This is a genomic window from Massilicoli timonensis, from assembly GCF_900199515.1.
Lineage (GTDB): Bacteria > Bacillota_I > Bacilli_A > Erysipelotrichales > Erysipelotrichaceae > Massilicoli > Massilicoli timonensis.
Map to the genome: position 1 here is coordinate 251,820 of NZ_LT963433.1, position 18,301 is coordinate 270,120.

The window sequence follows — 18,301 nt, forward strand, 5'->3', positions numbered from 1 at the left end:
TTAAACCATGCAGGGCCATTTCTTTTCCTCTTTTTCCACCCTTTTATCCATAAGCCGCAAAATAGCACCTCACCGTTTTCGCTTCAAATGTACGATTGCTTCGATTGCGGCTGTCTGTGAAAACAGATCGATCGGAATGATCGTTTTCACTTCATAGCGCTGCTGCAGCAGATCCAGATTTTTGCCCAGTGTCGCCGGATTACAGGAGATATAAATGATCTCTTGGATCTTGCTTTGCAACAGTGTTCCAAGCATCGCATAATCAAGACCGCTGCGCGGCGGATCGACTACCAATAGATCGATCTTGCCTTTCTTTGAAAGATAAGTCAGTTCTTCAGCCGCATCGCCGCACACAAATTTAACATTGTCAATGTGATTGAGCGAAGCGATCGCATGCGCATTCTGCACCGCATCCGCTATGCTTTCAATACCGATTACCTGATCCGCATGTCCATGCAGAAACAAAGAGATCGCCCCGATGCCGCTGTAAGCCTCCACGATCGTACCATAGCGCTTTCCCGTTAACAAAGAAGCCGCCTTTTGATACAAGACCTCTGCCTGTTTCGTATTCAACTGGAAAAAAGAACGGGGATTTATCTGCATGCGATAACCGCCGAATAAAAATCTCAACTGCTTCGCCCCGCCAAGAAAGATCATCTTTTTCCCAAATACATCGACGCTTTTTTTCACCGTATTGATGCTTTGCCAAAGCGAAACGATCGCTTCACAATCAAGCAGATCGGCGATCAGCTCCTGTGTGAGCACATCCTCGCCGCTTACCAGCGTTACCTGACATTTCCCCTGAAATGTCCGGATGATCAAAGAACGCATGCCGCTTTTCTTATGGTAGTCATAAGCTTTGATCCCATGCTTGTTCAAAATATGTAACACTTCCTTGCGTACCGTTTCGATCAGCGGATCATGGATCACACAGTTTTTCACCGAAGCAAAATAATTGCTTCCCGGCAAATACATGCCGCTGCACAGCTTGCCTTGTTCCATCTGCAACGGCAGTTTACATTGATTGCGATAATGCAAAGGCTGCTCATTGGCAATGATTTCCTCTATGCGGCTTGGCTCGATCTTGGCATATTTCATCAGCGTCTGCGCCAAAATATCCCTTTTTGCCTTTAACTGCTTTTCATATGCCAAATGCATCATCGAACAGGCACGACAGCGATGGGCAAAAGCACAGGCCGGTCTTATCCGATCACGGCTTTCCTTCACGATCTTTTCGATCCGTGCCTTATAATAAGTGCCATATCCTTGCAGATCTTTGATCTCCACTAATTCCTGCGGCAGCGCCCCTTCGATGAACACCGGCTTCTTCTGATAATACGCAATGCCTTCCCCGTTGATTCCCATCTTTTCGATCTTCAATCTCATATCTGTTTTCCTTTCCTAAAACATCACTTTCTTTGTGATCGTTTCCTTCTTTTACACTTCTTTATGATCCGTTCCACCAGTGTTTCGCAGAACGTGAAATAAGCTTCGTGCTTCATCGGCAGTAAATGCTCTTTCTGATAATAATCCGACAGTACGATATTCAAACAAAAGCCGAAATACAAAATACCGGCGATGATATAGATTGCCAAGAGCAATGTAACCAAGGATCCAAGCGGACCGTAAATCGTATCATAGTGAAAAAAGGTATCAATGATATATAAATACAGATAAGCGACGGCCAAGATGCCGGCAGTCGCAAACATTGCCCCGATCAATCCGAATAAAGGCGCACGCTTTCGATAAGAAAGCACGCGGTAAAGCATGGTAAACAAAATTACCATCGCCATCGAAGATACAAGCGGCAAATATGCTTTTAAGTATGTGCCGATCATAATCGCGGCCACGACTCCTACTGCCGCTATGACAAACAAGATGATCGACTGTAAACGAATCGCAAACTTGGGAACATCGACTTCTTCATGATTGGCGGAAATCATTAAAAAAGAGTAAATGCTGCGGCTTGCCATCCAGAAGGAAGGGATCATCGTCGTAATGGCCGGAATCACATTGGTTTCCGAGGCCAAAAAAGAGGCAAGCATCGGAATCGTCGTCCCTTCCGGCAAATATTCAAAGAAAAAGCGGATCGCATCATCTAAATCCAAATAGGCAAAGCGAAACAGCAAAGCAAAAATAATCAAAGAAGGCGCGATCGCCAGCAGCAGGGAAAAAGAAAGCGCATAGCGAAATAAACTGCCTTCCGATGAGGAAAACTCTTGATACAATGCTTTGATCTTGCTCATCCTCTCACCTCATTTAAGAATCATACGCCTCTATTGCTTTTTTTATTTTACCACAATCCGGCGCAACAATCACGACATCTTGACTGCCGCAGGCATAAACTTTCCCCTTCAGTGTGATCTTTTTTTCTTCTTGTACCTTTTGACAGTAGACGTTGATGTGTTTTGCCAGCGTTTCTCTTTCACTTTCCTTTTTCCAAGTAATGACGGCGATAAAAGAGGGATCCTGCACAAGCATGGATTCATAAAGGGTAATTGCCGCAACCTCATTTGCTTCCAGTGACAGTTTCGCAAGTGCGCTTTTACGATCTAATGAGACTTCATAATACAAGGTCTGCTGCTCATTTGCCGCTCTGCCGTTGATCGCCGCCAAAAGTTGTTTTTCATCGATCGTTTCACCATCACAAAGCGCTCTACCACACCCAAACAGGCAAAGCGCCGCAATCAGAAAAAAATATTTTTTCATAGCGTCCTCCCATTCATTCCCTTCTCTTTTCTACTGTATGTGAAAAAAAGTCGAATCATGCCATGGAAAAATATCATGCAAACAGCCAGAAAAAAATCATCTCTTACAAGTAAATGACAAATCACGCCATACCGTCTTGAAATGATCAATTCCTTGCGAGATGATTGAATCGTTGAGTCTTTTTAGTCGTTTTGCGCCCATTCCGGCACATCATTGCCACGATGAATCAAGACCGCTTTTTGAAACTGTGTCTGATTTAAGAAACTCATGATCTCATATTCTTCTTCTTCACTGCATCCGATCAGCAGCTTTACTTCACAGTCCTTTTTTAAGATGTCGGCGCTGATGGCAACGGCGCTGACCTGTGTACCGCCCATGCTGCCGCGGAATACATCTACCGGCGGCTGCTGCTCTTTCGACTGCGGTGTCGGATCAGCCAAATAGCCATAATCAACCGGATACACCAGATTGGAATATTTATAATGACAGGTGTTTTTCGGTCGATCGATCACCAGCTTGCTGGAAAGTACGATCGTGTCGAGCTTCTGCCAAAAAAACGCGTTATTTTCAAATTGCTTCATAGTTCTTCCTCCTAATAGGTATGTTACTAAAACAGGACCTTTACATGTTCTCTGCTGATTTCCGAGATCTTTTTGACGCCGCACATCGCCATCGTTTCTCTTAACTCTAAAGCGATCTTCTCTAAATAGATCTTGACGCCCTCCGCACCATCGCCGATCACTGCCAGCGAAAGCGGTCTGCCGATCAATACGCCATCAGCTCCTAACGCCAATGCTTTGAATACATCTAAACCGCTGCGAAAACCTCCGTCTACCAAGATGCGCATACCGCTGCCTTTCAGCGCATCGACAATTTCCGGCAGCACTTCAATGCCCGACAAGCATTCATCTAATACACGCCCCCCATGATTAGATACAATGATCGCATCGGCCCCGGCCTCTTTTGCTTTCAAAGCGCCTTTTACCGATAAGATCCCTTTCACGATCAGCGGTCGATTCGCCAATTTCTTGAGTGCCCGCAGTCCTTCCACATCCTTAAAGCCGACCGGTGTCACACTATTGCGTAGATTCGTAAGTCCGCTCGCATCGACATCGGTAGCAATCGCTAAAACACCAGCTTCGCATGCCGCCTCTGCCCGCCACTGAAAATCTTTTTCCTGCCACGGCTTGATCGTCGCTACACCACGGCCATTTCGCTTGGCAAGCGCCGCTAATGGATCTAAAAACATTGCGTCATACATGCCATCACCGGTAAACGCGATCGTTCCTGCCTGTAAACAGCCTTCCACCAGCATTTCAGTATATGCGCCGTCTTCCAGATCCGCACCATAATTCTGTCTGATGCCGCTGATCGGCGCCGCATAGACCGGCAAAGATACCCGATGTCCGAAAAAATCCGCAGAAGTGTCGATCTCCTCATTGGTCGTAATGGTGTCCAGCACCAAAAGCACATCACGCAGTTTTTCATAATTGCGCACAAACGCTTCACCACTGCCCTTTCCACCTACGCCCGGTGTTTCCCCACGGCATGCTTTCCCATTACAGATCTTACAGCAATGACATTTTTCTGCCTTGACTTTTGCGGCTTCCAGCACCTCGCTCCACTGTTCCATTCTCCCGACACTCCTTCCATACACGACTTATGATATATTATACAATTTATGAAAATGATAATCAACACCTAACCTATTTTTTTCATTTGTTACATGCAGAGTTGTTTCATTCTTTTTACATTCCTATCCGCTGCATCAAATGCCCACATGAGTCAAACCGATCAGTGAAAGCAATTTGATCAACGCCCTTAAATAAGATGATCCGATCCTCTCTTATAAAATGCTCACAGCTGCCATATCGTCTTTGCAATAAGCACATGGCAGGCAAAAGGATAGAAAGAATTGATGTAGATATACATAAAAGCTGGTATAATAACGATGAAGCGTTCCGTAATTTTAATAAAAGGGATCATTGCGCATAAAAGATCGTGACTATGAAAAGTATGGGATCGTTAGAAAGGGCATGCGTGGTGTGCAAAATGAATGGAAGCAGCAAGCATTTACTTGAAATAAACGCACAGGGAGGTGAAAAGGATGATAAAACTGACAGACGAACAAAAAGTGTTTTTGAGAGAAAAATTTGAAAACGCGGAGGAAATGATTTCCTCTGATGATATCAATGATATCTTAGATCCTCTTGATGATTTAATTCTTGAGGAAGGATATGATGATGACTGGGAATTTAACGATACCGGCAGAAAGTATCAGAAGATATATGATGATATTTATTGGGACAATAGGCGCAACTAAGCGCTTTTATTTTGAAAGCTGTCATCATAAGAAGCAAGTCTTCGCTTTTTATGATTTCATTTGTTTTGTTCTCATTTCAACGATTGCAAAGAAAACAAATCATTGCCGATCGCTGCACAAGCATAAAAAAACCTATCGCATCATGAACGCGAATAGGCCTTCTTATCAGTTGCTTATTAGCAGGCAAAAACAATGCAAGGTGTAAAAGAACCCGCTTTACTCCTGTTCGTCTAATTTGTGATCACGCACAAACTCATCAAATTCATTTGCGGTCATCGATCCGGCCTGATGCGCTTTGATCTTGCCGTTTTCAATGACATATAGATCCGGTGTTCCCTTAAATTCAGGGAAATCCTTTTGGATCTCTTCCAATGTCAAATATTTTCCATCTACCATTAACTGTGCTTCTAAAATATCGACATGATGCGTCGGCAAATACTCTTCCAGCATTTCCTTGAGAACCTGACAATGCTGGCAATAGTCATTCGTCAATAATAAATTAAATGTTTTCCCGTCTTCAATCATCTGAAGCGCATCCTGATAAGCGACGCTTTCCAATGATCCCGGTGTTTCATCTCTTGTATAAGAGCAGGCGCTGCACAAAAAGATCATAAGCATACAGCACAGTCCTTTTATTACTTTCATGCACATCCTCCTTTGGCATATTTATTATACCCAAAGCATGCGCATTACTCAAATCTTTTTTTTATTTATTTGGTTCGATAAGAACGGTGTGTTCCAATAGATGCATGATCGAAAAAGCAGTTGCTTCCAGTTTGTCTTTCGCCTGTTCCAGCGCTTGCTGAAAGGTCATCGCCCGATCGGCGATCGAAAAGATACCGGCAAAGCCAAGTTCATAAAGCTCCATATAGCCAAGTCCCAAAGCTCCGCTGATTATGATACACGGTTTTTCATACTGCCTGGCGACCTTTAAGATTCCTACCGGCACTTTGCCGTATTTCGTCTGTGCATCGCTTTGTCCTTCTCCGGTGATCACCAGATCACAGGTTTCCACCTGTTTTGGCAGATCGCTGTATTCTATCAGCAATTCAATGCCGGGGCGCATCTTGGCATGAAGCAGCGCCTGCAATACCGCACCGATGCCGCCTGCCGCTCCGCCTCCCTCATATAAATTCATATTGATCTTCGTTACCCGGCGAATATGATAGCAGTAATTGACCATGCCTCTTTCAATGCGCGGGATCTGATTGGGATATAGACCCTTCTGCTTGCCGAATACATAAGTCGCGCCCTGTTCTCCCAGCAGATAATTTTTTACATCACAGGCGGCAATCAGTTCAATGCCCTCCATATCGGGCAGCCGACGCAGATCGAGATAGCGCACCTTTTCCAGATTCTGTGCCTGTCCCAACAATCGCTGATGCGCACTGTCATAAAACCTTGCCCCAAGCGCCATTAACATCCCCATGCCGCCGTCATTGGTGCAGCTGCCTCCCAAAGCGATGATGATCTTCTTGATGCCGCTTTCTATCAAATGCTTCAATACCAATCCCACGCCATAACTGGTCGCATACATCGGTGAACGGCGATCTCTTGGATACAGGCTCAATCCGATGATATTGGCAACTTCCATCACAGCGGTTTTTCCATCTTCGATCAGCGCATACTGACAAAGCCGCGGTTTCATATATGCGTCTTTTGTTTCAAATGTGATCAGTTCCCCTTTTCCGGCTGCACAAAAGGCTTCCACCGTGCCCTCGCCCCCATCCGCGATCTGAAAAGCAGATACTTCATGCTGTGCATTTTCCCGCAAGATGCCCGCTTTGATATGGGCCGCTGCCTCTTCGCTGCTCAAACAGCCCTTGAAAGAATCACAGGCTACCACTATTTTCATACGATCACCTACCTTACTTGCTATTATACAGGCAAGTGTTTGTGAAAAGCAATCTTTTATACGGCAATGATCTCTTTACGGCACAGCCAGATCGCAAAAAGATTTGGCAGCATCATCAGTGCGTTGCACGTATCCGCAATTTCCCACAGCAGATCGCTTTGTAAAAATACGCCCGCCACGCTCACACATAGAAATAGGATGGCATATACCATACGGCTTTGGGTATAAGGAAACAGATAGCGAAGCGCCGCAAACGCATAATAGATCCAGCCGAGCATCGAGGAAAAAGCAAAACAGACCAGTGCAAAACGAAAAAGCAGCACACCGATCATACCGAAGCCACTTTCAAAGGCAGCAGTAAAGAGCGTGATCGCACTGCCTTGATGATCAGGCACACAAAGCAGACAGACAAAAGCAGATAAAGTCGCAAATACCATCGTATCCATAAAAACTTCGAGCACGCCCAAATAGCCTTGCGCCCGAATCTGCGTATGTGCGGCGCCCGCATGTGCAAGCGGCGCACTTCCCATCCCTGCCTCATGCGAAAATACCCCGCGGCTAATGCCGTAATGCAGCGCCTTAGCACTGAAAAAAGCAAATATGCCTCCGACTTGTGCCTGCGGCTGAAACGCATCCTGTAAAATCAGCCAAAACACCTGCGGAATCTGTTCCCGGTGCAGCAAGATCAAATAAACGCATGCCAGTCCATATACGATGGAAAAAAGCGGCACCAGCCACGCATTCAGCTTTAAGATAAACGCAGCGCCAAAGAAAAGACAGATTCCCAAAAGCAGAAGCAGCACGATCATCATGCTTTCCTTTGACACATACGGCACCATTGCCTCTACGATCGTGGTAACCGGTACGACATTGCCGATCCCAAATGACGCAATGATGCAAAATAAGGCAAACAGCACCCCGAAGAAGGTCAGCCGATGATCTTCCAATATATAAAACGCACCGCCTAAAAATGTCCCGTCTTTTTGTCTGCGCCGATGCTTCATCGCCGCAACGGTTTCCGCATATTTTAAGCCCATGCCGATCAGCGCGCAGACCCACATCCAAAACAGTGCGCCCGCTCCTCCGCTCATAATCGCAGAAGCGACCCCAACGACGCTTCCTACCCCAAGAGTTGCCCCTAAAGCCGTTGATAAAGAAGCCAGTGCGGAAAGCCCATTTCCCTTTTGAAACAGCAGCTTCCCGCTTTCCTTGACGATGACCTTTAAGCGCAGCACCTTACAGCGATATAACCGAATAAAAAAATAAAGTCCGATGCCAAGCAGCAGTAAGATCACCCCTTCTCCCCAGACGATCTGATTGATCTGCGCACTTAGATAAGCCAGCTTTTCCATGATTCACCTCTCACCCCAGTATATGAAAAAGCCAAAAGAAAAAGTCGGTCGCTGCCGACTTATGCAAAACGCCGCTCTACCGCTGTTTCGATCTGGGCAAACACCCTTGCGCTTTCTTGTTCCAACTGTTCGATCAATGCGTTCCAGTGCATGACCATCTGTTCTTCTTCCTGTAATAAATTGGCACGCACATTATAGATCGAAGCGCGCAGCGTCGCTTCCAGATAAATGACCCCGATCATCAGATCGCTGATTGCCATCCGATTGCCATATGCCACCATATCATAAGCGAGCTTCATCGCATCCAAAGAGAACTCCATGCACTGATAAGGGACGCGAATCGCCTGATCACCTGCTTCTTTCAACAACCGGCGGTTTTCTTCCGTATCTGCTTTCTTCACTTCCCGATAAGCATGTAACCAGCCTTCATATGCCTCTTTATCCGTATCGACGATCTTAAGCAGCTCCCTTTTCTTTACCTCCAGGGAAGAAAAACGTTTCAAAAACAGATACTGCTTATCTTCATCTAAGGCAAGAAATCCTTTTTTTTGAATGGACAGATGCGCATACATACGAATCAATGCGACCGCAAGCGCACCGCAGAAACCACACACGCTTCCTCCTCCCGGCGCAGCCAGAGAACTGTCCACTTCATCCAGATAAGACTGTAAGCTTTTTTCGATCAACATCTGTTTCCTCTCCTTCCCATGTATTCTATGTATCATACTTTTCGATTATGTGCAAGTGAAAAGTATCATGCGTCTATACAAAGAAAAAAATAAAAAGGTGCGCTTTTGCACCTATTAACCGGCAATCTTTTCGATCCCCATGACCATCACGCCGCCAAAGGCGAAGCTGATAAAGGAAGTCAGGATCAAGTTCATGTCATAAGCCGCATCCAAAGGAATGAGCACCAGCGTCGATGCGATGATGAGTCCCAATATAAAAGAGATGGTTGCATCATGATTGTGCTTTAAGAAATAGCCGCACACTTTTGCACTGATGACGATTCCCAAAATAATGCCGATGCCCATGAACCCGAGCGGAATCAAAATATTCAGCTGAAACAATAAGACATTTGCCAGATAAGCACGGAACAGATAATACTCGCCTAAGATCAGCAGCACCATTGATCCGCTTACCCCCGGCAGCAGCATAGAAGCACCCCCGATCGCCCCGATCAGCACTAACTTTACACACAGCCACACGCTCACATCCGGATATACGACATGCACATCACTCGCTTCACCCGGATTAAAGTACACAAGCGCGAAGATGATCGCCATACCGATCAAAGTAGGCAATACTTTTACCTTGCCCTTTCCCTTCACTTCTGCTTTTAGAAATACCGGAATACTGAATGCGATCAAGCCGATGAACCAATACATCGTCTGCACTTCAAATTCGCTTAACAGATAGCCGAGCACTTTCGCAAAACCGATCAAGCCGATCGCAGCGCCCAACAGCAGTTCTCCTAAAAACAAGAGATCCGCTAAACGATTGGGATTATCGCGTTTCAATAAATTGCTGATGGCATCCATGACCCGGTTAAACACCCCTAAGATGACCATCATCGTTCCACCGCTGACACCCGGAATAATATTCGCGATCCCGACGGCAATTCCGCCGATTATTGTTCTTATCATTTGACATACCTCCATGTAAATCTTCTCTAGTATAAAGCATTCTTCCCTATTCGTAAACACGAAACCGAAAAAGAAATGTAAAATGCATGTAAAATCATAACCACTAGTAAACTGGTGGTATGGCTCCACCCTATAAGGGTATATTGTTACGCGTGGCCCTTCGACCACTGAGGCCTGACAGCCACAACACTTTTACCTACTGGGGCTGTAACAGTTGAAACAGCTCCTCAAAATAAAAAATGACAGGAAAGCGATTAAGCAGACCTGTCTTTTTTGTGTATAATATAAATATGAACACGAATACATATACACACCAGAATTATAAAACATATTCTGACGGAATGCAATTGTGTCTGCCGTTGGATTTATCAGTTTCTATTGACAGCGACGATCCTATGTGGTCTTTTCTGGATGCGGTAGAAGGAGTTAATTTCAGTAAATATGTAAAGTCGATCCGCTCCAATAATACACATTCTCATGATCGCGGCATGCTGTTGAAAACTTTGCTGTTTGCCTTCATGGAAGGTCATCGTTCTTTATCTGAGATAGCTCATCTATGCAAAGTAGATACCCGCTATCTCTATCTTTCCAATCAGGAAAGGCCAAGCTTCATGGCTTTTCAGAGAATGACACAGGATCTTACGGAATCCATTGATGATATCTTCTTTGACATCAGCCAGCACATAGCACAGGATCTGATGCTATGTGATACGGATATACAATATATAGATGGTACAAAAATAGAAGCAAATGCACACAAAAATTCCTTTGTCTATAAAAAAAGAATTTTGAATGCAGAGGAAAGATTATTTCAAAGAATAAGCGAATCCATCTTTCAGCTGAATTTTCATCATGGATATGCTTATCCGCTAAAGCAGACATATACAGCACTTGAAATTGGCTATATCTGCCAGTATCTAATGGAGACCATGGTAAATAACAATATAGAGATCAAGTATGGAACAGGACAGAGGAAAAGCGAAATACAGAGAGAATACGATGTTTTTCTTGGATATTATGGAAAACTGATGGAATATGAATACTGGCTGAGCATCATAGGAAAGCGAAATTCGTGTTCCAAAGTAGATCTGGATGCGACCTTCATGGCGACAAAATGGGACTACTATAATCAGAGCGGAATTACAAGAGCGTGCTATAACTGTCAGATAGCAGTAAGCGATGGAATTATTGTAAACAGCAATGTATATCAGTCACCGGTGGATACAGCGACATGGCAGGATTTTATTGAAAGATATAAGGAAAGAACAGGAAGCTATCCAAAATGGCCGGTGGCCGATGCAGGATATGGAAGCTATGATAATTACTTTTTCAATATCATACGAGGAATAAGGCTTGTACAGAAATATAATATGTATGGAAAGAAGGAAGATAAAAAATTCCAAAAGAAAATCTATGATGCATTGAACCGGAAAGAAAATGAAGAAGGCTATAAGGTCTGTCCAAGCGGCAGAGTATTTGACCAGTATAATGGCGACAGATACAGAAACACACTTCAGGACAATCTGATGATCACGCAGTTGTACAGTGAAAAGGAACAATGTGCAGGGTGTAAAAGGATAAAGGAATGTACAAGAGGAAACTATCGACAGATCGGGAAAAACATAGCAATGAATGAATTCAGGAAAGAAGTAGATAAAAATCTATCCACAGAAGAAGGAAAGGAAATGAAAAAGCAAAGAAGCATACAGGTAGAAGGAGCGTTCGGAGTCATAAAACAAGATTTCAAATTCACAAGATTCAGTAGAAGAGGAATGAAAAACGTGAAAATGGAATTTCTTTTGGTATGTCTGGGCTATAACTTAAAAAATATCATATATTCAGACAAAAACAGAATGGACAAAACCTAAGATCATAAGGAAAGTTTTCCACAATTTGAAGACAGGATAAAAAAGATGTTTTTATCATGCCAAAATTTCAATTCTGATAATCGAGAGATAATCTTAAACGTTCATTCTGATAACAAAAAAGAAAAAAGGCCGTAACAGCCTAAATGATATTTTATTAAATCACTTAACTGTTAAGACCCCTTTTTTATCACTTTATTTCACCGGCACACCCGTAAACGGGTCAATAAATTCTTTCATACTCATTTGATCCGCTAGTTTATCTTCCTGCAACTGGGTGTGGATATATTCCCTGATTATCTCTTCATTCTTTCCTACTGTATCTACAAAATATCCTCTTGCCCAGAATTTTCTGTTTCCAAATTTATATTTCATATTTGCATGCCTTTCAAATATCATGAGCGTTGATTTGCTTTTCAAATATCCTATGAATCGAGCTACACCAAACTTTGCAAAGGGCGAAAACAGACCGTGAAACGGGCTACTTTACTTGCAAAGTATAGTGTGTTATACGCTCTGTCGGCGTTGCCGTAAATGCCGTTGCCGCCAGGGAGGGCAAGGGCGTTTGAAACGGCAGGAAAACAGAGCTGTGATTGTATGACGTGAAGCCGCAAGCGCAAAACTGGTTTCATCAGCAGACAGGACGTATATGAAAGCCCCTTCCCTCGTACTACGCTCCGACTTATGGACAAAGTGTCCCGAAGTGTAGACACACTCCCCCAACAAATAGCAGGATAGCGGGCAACTGTCAAAGCTGAAATGAATGGGTTTGAACCAGGCCTTGACCAGTGACTGGCTCGACTTACTTTGCTATCTATACCAAGAAGTTTAGATTAGTTTTTCAGTTCGTCAGCGTGTTCTTCACAATGCTTCTGTACTTCTTTCAACCATGTTTCATACCAATACCATGTTTTTGATATTAGTACCCCAAAACTATATTTTGTATCTTTCGCATCTCGAGACTTCCACAATTCTGTATGCTTGTTAATTGAAAACTTATTATATCCTTTTTCCTTCATCAAAGATACAATCTCGCTTGGCAAATACTTTCGTTTCTCTGTTTCTTTCAAAACAGCATATGTTTTCTCAATGCCCTCTGCAAGTGGAGAATCGCTTTTGATAAATTCAACGACTTGGTCTGCCTGCCCTTTTCTTTTTGCATTTATTGGAACAAAAAGGACGCGATACGCATAGCGCGAACTTGCCAGTGCTTCCTCTGAAAGAAGACTTTCAAAATCTACAACAAAGTTTTTAACATTTGAAGTAATATGCACATTATCATGTAGCATATCACGCTGCTCTGGTGTCAATGGGGAAAACTGAATTGCAAGGGATAGTTCTTTACTAAGGTTATATTTATCCCCGAATAGTTTGCAGATGTAATAATCAAAATTTAATGCACAAGCCTGTAATTTTGCACTCAAAAACTCGTCAATCTTATCTGTCATTTGATGTTCGATCTCATGACGAACCCCAATAAGGAAACGCAAATTTGTTATCGTATCACTATCTAAAGGACAGTCCTTTTCATTAAGACACCGTTCAAGTTCCCAATGTTTGTATGCACCATATTTGGTTTTATCATATACTTTCTTTTTCCCCACATAACGATAGTAACGATAGTCGATACCTTTGCTTCTAAAAAAGGCATGAAGTAAATAAGTCCATCCAATCACAGCCAGCGTGATAAACGTTTCTGCCTTGAATGTGACTTGCGGATTATTATATATTTGTACCGCAGCAAGCATCGCTTCGCGAGCTTTTTTTATCAGCACTGTTTTTACAGATTTTACTCGTCTTTTCCTTGGCATACGGCACCTCCGTTCCGAGTATAGAAAACCAACTTTTGACCTAGGTATCAGAAAATATATTTAATCTTCTTCCTCTTCATCCATATTCATTTCAAGTTTATAGTAGATGTCTATATCACGAATTATTCCGTCAATGTCACTATTATTAAGCTCTGAAGTCCACAGTTGAAGTTCATTAATGGTAATAATTTCTTCAATCGCTTTATGGTATCTTTCTTCCAAAACAGTCATACCACTTGAACGCTGTTCAATATATTTTTCTAATTTATTCAAAACATTTTTCTTGTTCTGTTTAGTTTTAATTACAAAACTAATTGGGAAGTGCATGACTTTATCGATATCCAGTAGATATTTATCGTAGTTGTTTACCTCAGTCACCTGGAAGAATCTACCTATCGGCCTCATAACAAAATCGATACCACCGTCATTTGCATTAGTCCTTCCAGTTTTGAACAATTCAAGAACTACTTCATCAATAGTATCCCTTGTATACCCGAAGAACACGGTAATATTTTTATAATGGTTTTTCAAAATGGCATAGCTGATAATCTCAAATATACGAGCTTCGGCATCTTCTGTAAGTAAAGCATTGATTTTAGCTTTTTTCTCAGAGTAGTCTGTCAACCCTCTCAGTTCTTCCAAGATACTTATTAAGGCATGATCTTTTGCCATTAAAAGATCGATATACTTTTTAATGATTTTGCAGGAAACAAGGCTTATGTCATGTCCCTCGACATAGATATAGTCAATATGGATAAGATACTTTCCGTTATTAACGATAATTAGGTCGTTTACAACATCCTTAATTTTGTTGTGAAATTCGCCATTCACACGAGAGTTTAACGCGTGATTTTGTAATTTACTCCCACCATAGAGACTGCGATAGAAATTGAACAGTCGCATATAATCATATCCCTCAAATTGGCGATATGCTTCTTTTTTGTTATAGAAATCCTTTTGATAGAAGAACAGGATAGAATAAATCGCATAAATATTTGCCAAACTTCTACGAGTTTTGCTATTACCGTGAACTGCTTTCATTTTCTTGTCTAAATACTGAAGCAGAGGACTTTTATCATAAATCTTTTGATAATCTGTAGGATACTCTGCTTTGAGAATATCCGAAACAAAAGTTTCTGTAATCTTCATGTTATTCTCCTCTTACATATTTTGATTTAGCATTTGTCTTGCGTGCTTTTATTTTTTCAAGGCTTTTTCCGTTCCTTGTCTTGGTAATGCCGGTACGTCTTAATCCCATCTCATAATATTCCTCATTCATATCAATGCCTACGCCTACTCGTCCGAGACGAACTGCCACAGCCGAAGTGGTAAATGATCCTGAAAATGGGTCGAGAACAACATCTCCAGGATTGGACGATGCTTTGATTATACGTTCCAATAGAGCTTCTGGTTTTTGTGTTGGATGATTTTCGTACTCATCCATCTTAAACCTCACTCTACTAAAATCCCAAACATTTCCGGGAACTTTTTTGGAACTGTATGGCTGAGGTGGATTTTTTCTATAATCAATCAATTTCCGTTTAGCACCTGTTTTTGCTTCGACAAGAATATCTTTGTAATTGAAAGTATAAGAAGACTTACTCGTCTTTGAAATCATTAGGATAGGTTCATAGAGAGAGCCATACATTTTCTTTGACTGTACTCCGGAACTATCGTATGACCAAATAATTCGGCATAATACGTTATATTTTTCCGATGCAAATACATCCAAATACGGCATATGTTGTGTCGCTGTCATAAAGTACATTGTTCCATTACCTGAGAGAACACGCATACATTCATCAATCCACGTTTTACACCATTCTATGTAAGCATGAACACTTTCCCACTTATCACTGTTATTACCAAAATCCTTGCCAATGTTATATGGGGCATCAGCAAAAATAAGTTGTACGGATTTGTCTTTCATTTTTTTTAGAACAGAAAGACTATCACCAAGAATGACCATTGAATTATTGTTATTCATATTTTCTTCTGTTAATTGAGTATCGAACAATGAATTGAAATCAAAAACTATCTCTGGATATGTTTTCTTAATTGGTTCCGAAATAGATATATCGTTATCAAATGTCAATGTCAGTTGTCCTTCGCTACAAATATTCATATCATTTTCCTTCCTGTGCTATTTGATGATTAAAAAGAATATCTTCTTTGAATTTTTTATTTTCCAGCATGCTCCATCACCTTTTTTGCCAGCTTTTGAAACAGGCCTGCGGTTTCTTCGTCCATTGGCGTAAGCTGTTCTATCTGTCCGGCAATCATCGCTGTTACATCATCAATGGAAATCGTGTTTTGCTTCCGCTCCGCCAGTGCGTCCCGCATGGTCTGAAACATGGCGGCGGTCACAGTTTCCCCCGGCTGTTCTCCGTTGTTAATGTCTTTCTTAATATCCCGCAGGATAGCAAGGAACACGCTCTTGATTTTCTCAATCTCCGCATTATGCTCCTCCATCTTCTGTACGTTCAAAAGCTGTAAATCCTGCCTTGCTTCTTTCCTGTGTTCCGCGTGTTCTTTCATCAGGTCGGACAGGGAAACCGTCGCTATCTCGATAAGCTGGTTTCTTGCGATTATCCCCTTTACCACCGTATCTTGAAAATAAATCCGTATCAAATCTATCAGCTTCGGAAAATTCCTGTGTTCCAATAGGCGGTTAAGAATTTGCACATCAACTGTGCCCGTCATAATCCCCCTCACAGCTCCCTCGGATAAGCCCAATTCAGAAATATCATAGCTTTTGCGGACGCTCACGGTGGACAAGCCTAGTATGTAGTCCGTTGATACCTTAAATTTCTTTGCCACACCTATGAGAATATCACTGCTGACCGTTCTTGTTTCGCCGCTGACAATCCGGCTTAACTGGGAAGCGGAAACGCCGATCTTCTCCGCAAGTTCCTTTTGTGTGATGTGGTTTCTGTTGCATAAATCGGAAATCCGCTGTCCCGGTGTTCTGGGTAAAGCCATAGACAGGCACCTCCTCCGCATATCACCATTATACAGCATAATTGCAAAAATGCAATTCTCAAAGTGTAAACTTCATCAAAATGCAATTTTCGCAAAATTCCGGGGATTGTATTTTTTCGTGTAGACTTAAGGTAGTTCATCGATAAACAGCACCTTGAAAACAGAATGACCATCCGAAAAGAAATATCCGGCGGGGAAAACACGCAGAGAGCCGACTTCCGGCCAAAGTGCCCAGAGGTGGTTTCGGGACAAGTTGTCCCGAAGTTATGGGGAACGTGCCAACGCCAGAAATCCTTTCGGGGAGAACAGCAACGGAGAACAATGGAGGGATGTATGATAGACAATCCATATAAAAAGAGGCTGCACGCCTCTTATGAGATCGATTAGATCAGAAATCCGAAGTAAGCGATAAAGATGATGACCAATACCCAAACGATCCAGTTCACTTCTTTGGCTTTACCGCTCGCTAACATTGCCACCGTATAAGCGATGAAGCCCAAAGCGATACCATTTGAAATGGAATAAGTCAGGATCATCGCAATTACCGTAATGAAACCGGCTGTCGCAAATACAAAATCATCCCAGTCAATACCGCCTAACTGCTGTGCCATCAGGATACCGACCACGACCAGCGCCGGTGCTGTTACCGCATTGGTCGCAAGTGATAAAATGATCGGTGAAATAAAGATCGACAATAAGAACATGATACCGGTCGTTACCGCCGTTAAACCAGTTCTGCCGCCAACCTCAACACCGGAAGTGGATTCCACAAAGGAAGTAACCGTAGAAGTACCGAGCGCCGCACCGGCAACCGTACCGATCGCATCCGCTAATAACGCCCGTTCGACATTATCCAATTCTCCTTTTTCATTTACCAGTCCAACGCGGTTCGCAACCGCAACCAGTGTACCTGCCGTATCGAAGAAATCGACAAATAAGAAGGAGAAAATAATGATAAACGCCTGTCCCGGATCCGCAAACAGTTCTCCAAAACCGTCCATAAATCCACCAACTGTATTCATTGAGAAATCAGTCGTGATGACCCCGTCGATCGTCGGCATACCTTCCACGCCCGCAAAGCCGCAGATCAAGCCGATCAAAGCCGTGATCACCATACCGATGAAAACCGCTGCCGGCACTTTCTTTGCCAACAGTGCAACCGTAATCAAAATACCGAAGATCGCCAGCAGTACCGTTGGTTCTTTGAAAGAGCCGATACCGACAAATGTAGATTCATTGGCAATGATGATGCCGGCATTTTTTAAGCCGACAAATGCGATAAAGAAACCGATTCCGGCGCCGATTGCCAGCTTTAACTGCTTCGGGATCGCATTGATGATCACTTTACGGATTCCGGTAACCGAAATGATGACAAAGATCACACCGGATACAAATACCGCAGCTAATGCCGCCTGCCAGCTGAAACCGCCTACTAAGCAAACATTAAACGTAAACAGCGCGTTTACCCCCATACCTGCCGCAAGCGCAACCGGATAGTTTGCGATAAGCCCCATCAAGATCGATGCGAATGCCGCGGAAATGGCAGTTGCCATAAATACCGAATGCAGATCCATACCGGTCTGTGCCAGCATGCCCGGATTGACGCCCAAAATGTACGCCATCGCCAGGAAGGTGGTAAGTCCGGCAATGATTTCCGTTTTGACCGTCGTGTTCTTTTCTTTCAGATGAAACAACTTTTCTAACATATTCTACCTCTTTTCTGCCCTTTTCTTCTAAAACCCCTTTGATAAAAAAGAC

The 18,301-nt window shown here is 43.0% G+C and carries 17 protein-coding genes and 1 pseudogene; 2 read left to right on the forward strand and 16 right to left on the reverse strand.

From position 1 onward, the window contains the following. Window positions 1–69: 69 nt before the first annotated feature. The 5 genes from rlmD to C1712_RS01790 form a co-directional block, all read right to left on the reverse strand. Window positions 70–1,386 carry a 23S rRNA (uracil(1939)-C(5))-methyltransferase RlmD gene (gene rlmD, locus C1712_RS01770; protein ID WP_102266228.1) on the reverse strand — a complete coding sequence of 439 codons (1,317 nt, stop codon included), beginning with the start codon at window positions 1,384–1,386 and terminating at the stop codon, window positions 70–72. Window positions 1,387–1,409: 23 nt separating this feature from the next. Then, window positions 1,410–2,246, reverse strand: a complete 837-nt coding sequence (locus tag C1712_RS01775; protein ID WP_102266230.1) for a YihY/virulence factor BrkB family protein — start codon at window positions 2,244–2,246, stop codon at window positions 1,410–1,412. A gap of 13 nt (window positions 2,247–2,259) precedes the next feature. Next, on the reverse strand, window positions 2,260–2,709 hold the full coding sequence (locus tag C1712_RS01780; RefSeq protein WP_102266232.1) for a hypothetical protein: 450 nt from the start codon (window positions 2,707–2,709) through the stop codon (window positions 2,260–2,262). 182 nt (window positions 2,710–2,891) lie between these two features. After that, entirely contained in the window at window positions 2,892–3,290 is a 399-nt protein-coding gene (locus C1712_RS01785) for an Inorganic pyrophosphatase (protein WP_102266234.1), read from the reverse strand. Between the two features lie 26 nt (window positions 3,291–3,316). Next, the gene (locus C1712_RS01790) at window positions 3,317–4,342 is read right to left on the reverse strand and encodes an alpha-hydroxy-acid oxidizing protein (RefSeq protein WP_102266236.1); all 1,026 of its coding nucleotides are present in this window, start codon (window positions 4,340–4,342) and stop codon (window positions 3,317–3,319) included. A gap of 474 nt (window positions 4,343–4,816) precedes the next feature. Between C1712_RS01790 and C1712_RS01795 the strand changes: the two genes are divergently transcribed. Further along, complete coding sequence (locus C1712_RS01795) at window positions 4,817–5,032, forward strand: hypothetical protein (protein WP_102266238.1); 216 nt, start codon at window positions 4,817–4,819, stop codon at window positions 5,030–5,032. Window positions 5,033–5,248: 216 nt separating this feature from the next. Here C1712_RS01795 and C1712_RS01800 read toward each other — a convergent pair whose 3' ends face one another. The 5 genes from C1712_RS01800 to C1712_RS01820 all read right to left on the reverse strand — a co-directional run bounded on the left by C1712_RS01800 (window position 5,249) and on the right by C1712_RS01820 (window position 9,885). Beyond that, window positions 5,249–5,677 carry a YbbN family protein gene (locus C1712_RS01800; RefSeq protein ID WP_102266240.1) on the reverse strand — a complete coding sequence of 143 codons (429 nt, stop codon included), beginning with the start codon at window positions 5,675–5,677 and terminating at the stop codon, window positions 5,249–5,251. 61 nt (window positions 5,678–5,738) lie between these two features. Next, the gene (locus C1712_RS01805) at window positions 5,739–6,887 is read right to left on the reverse strand and encodes a glycerate kinase family protein (RefSeq protein WP_102266242.1); all 1,149 of its coding nucleotides are present in this window, start codon (window positions 6,885–6,887) and stop codon (window positions 5,739–5,741) included. Between the two features lie 56 nt (window positions 6,888–6,943). Further along, a complete protein-coding gene (locus C1712_RS01810; protein WP_102266244.1) occupies window positions 6,944–8,239 on the reverse strand; it encodes an alanine/glycine:cation symporter family protein in 1,296 nt (431 codons plus the stop codon). Window positions 8,240–8,298: 59 nt separating this feature from the next. Further along, window positions 8,299–8,928 carry a cyclodeaminase/cyclohydrolase family protein gene (locus C1712_RS01815; protein WP_178200276.1) on the reverse strand — a complete coding sequence of 210 codons (630 nt, stop codon included), beginning with the start codon at window positions 8,926–8,928 and terminating at the stop codon, window positions 8,299–8,301. Window positions 8,929–9,042: 114 nt separating this feature from the next. Beyond that, complete coding sequence (locus C1712_RS01820) at window positions 9,043–9,885, reverse strand: DUF368 domain-containing protein (RefSeq protein WP_102266248.1); 843 nt, start codon at window positions 9,883–9,885, stop codon at window positions 9,043–9,045. A 341-nt stretch (window positions 9,886–10,226) separates the two neighbouring features. Here C1712_RS01820 and C1712_RS01825 point away from each other — a divergent pair, with 341 nt between their 5' ends. Further along, window positions 10,227–11,753 carry a transposase gene (locus C1712_RS01825; RefSeq protein ID WP_180963038.1) on the forward strand — a complete coding sequence of 509 codons (1,527 nt, stop codon included), beginning with the start codon at window positions 10,227–10,229 and terminating at the stop codon, window positions 11,751–11,753. A gap of 192 nt (window positions 11,754–11,945) precedes the next feature. Here the strand turns inward: C1712_RS01825 and C1712_RS01830 are convergent. The 6 genes and pseudogenes from C1712_RS01830 to C1712_RS01855 all read right to left on the reverse strand — a co-directional run. Further along, a pseudogene (locus C1712_RS01830) lies at window positions 11,946–12,224 on the reverse strand (transposase); the annotation flags it as partial. A 359-nt stretch (window positions 12,225–12,583) separates the two neighbouring features. Then, window positions 12,584–13,561 carry a DUF3644 domain-containing protein gene (locus C1712_RS01835; protein WP_102266252.1) on the reverse strand — a complete coding sequence of 326 codons (978 nt, stop codon included), beginning with the start codon at window positions 13,559–13,561 and terminating at the stop codon, window positions 12,584–12,586. A gap of 60 nt (window positions 13,562–13,621) precedes the next feature. Next, entirely contained in the window at window positions 13,622–14,710 is a 1,089-nt protein-coding gene (locus C1712_RS01840; protein ID WP_102266254.1) for a restriction endonuclease, read from the reverse strand. A gap of 1 nt (window position 14,711) precedes the next feature. Continuing rightward, window positions 14,712–15,686: an adenine-specific DNA-methyltransferase gene (yhdJ, locus tag C1712_RS01845; RefSeq protein ID WP_102266256.1), complete on the reverse strand. Its 975-nt coding sequence runs from the start codon at window positions 15,684–15,686 to the stop codon at window positions 14,712–14,714. 56 nt (window positions 15,687–15,742) lie between these two features. Next, window positions 15,743–16,543 carry a helix-turn-helix domain-containing protein gene (locus tag C1712_RS01850; RefSeq protein WP_102266258.1) on the reverse strand — a complete coding sequence of 267 codons (801 nt, stop codon included), beginning with the start codon at window positions 16,541–16,543 and terminating at the stop codon, window positions 15,743–15,745. A 383-nt stretch (window positions 16,544–16,926) separates the two neighbouring features. Next, entirely contained in the window at window positions 16,927–18,249 is a 1,323-nt protein-coding gene (locus C1712_RS01855) for an NCS2 family permease (RefSeq protein WP_102266260.1), read from the reverse strand. Between the last annotated feature and the right edge of the window lie 52 nt (window positions 18,250–18,301).

Bases quoted from the DNA above. Each gene is read 5' to 3' on its own strand.
- C1712_RS01810 (WP_102266244.1), bottom strand. From the start codon at position 8,239: ATGGAAAAGCTGGCTTATCTAAGTGCGCAGATCAATCAGATCGTCTGG.
- C1712_RS01805 (WP_102266242.1), bottom strand. From the start codon at position 6,887: ATGAAAATAGTGGTAGCCTGTGATTCTTTCAAGGGCTGTTTGAGCAGC.
- C1712_RS01815 (WP_178200276.1), bottom strand. From the start codon at position 8,928: ATGTTGATCGAAAAAAGCTTACAGTCTTATCTGGATGAAGTGGACAGT.
- C1712_RS01835 (WP_102266252.1), bottom strand. From the start codon at position 13,561: ATGCCAAGGAAAAGACGAGTAAAATCTGTAAAAACAGTGCTGATAAAA.
- C1712_RS01800 (WP_102266240.1), bottom strand. From the start codon at position 5,677: ATGAAAGTAATAAAAGGACTGTGCTGTATGCTTATGATCTTTTTGTGC.
- rlmD (WP_102266228.1), bottom strand. From the start codon at position 1,386: ATGAGATTGAAGATCGAAAAGATGGGAATCAACGGGGAAGGCATTGCG.
- C1712_RS01795 (WP_102266238.1), top strand. From the start codon at position 4,817: ATGATAAAACTGACAGACGAACAAAAAGTGTTTTTGAGAGAAAAATTT.
- C1712_RS01820 (WP_102266248.1), bottom strand. From the start codon at position 9,885: ATGATAAGAACAATAATCGGCGGAATTGCCGTCGGGATCGCGAATATT.
- C1712_RS01840 (WP_102266254.1), bottom strand. From the start codon at position 14,710: ATGAAGATTACAGAAACTTTTGTTTCGGATATTCTCAAAGCAGAGTAT.
- C1712_RS01790 (WP_102266236.1), bottom strand. From the start codon at position 4,342: ATGGAACAGTGGAGCGAGGTGCTGGAAGCCGCAAAAGTCAAGGCAGAA.
- C1712_RS01780 (WP_102266232.1), bottom strand. From the start codon at position 2,709: ATGAAAAAATATTTTTTTCTGATTGCGGCGCTTTGCCTGTTTGGGTGT.
- C1712_RS01855 (WP_102266260.1), bottom strand. From the start codon at position 18,249: ATGTTAGAAAAGTTGTTTCATCTGAAAGAAAAGAACACGACGGTCAAA.
- yhdJ (WP_102266256.1), bottom strand. From the start codon at position 15,686: ATGAATATTTGTAGCGAAGGACAACTGACATTGACATTTGATAACGAT.
- C1712_RS01785 (WP_102266234.1), bottom strand. From the start codon at position 3,290: ATGAAGCAATTTGAAAATAACGCGTTTTTTTGGCAGAAGCTCGACACG.
- C1712_RS01850 (WP_102266258.1), bottom strand. From the start codon at position 16,543: ATGGCTTTACCCAGAACACCGGGACAGCGGATTTCCGATTTATGCAAC.
- C1712_RS01775 (WP_102266230.1), bottom strand. From the start codon at position 2,246: ATGAGCAAGATCAAAGCATTGTATCAAGAGTTTTCCTCATCGGAAGGC.
- C1712_RS01825 (WP_180963038.1), top strand. From the start codon at position 10,227: ATGCAATTGTGTCTGCCGTTGGATTTATCAGTTTCTATTGACAGCGAC.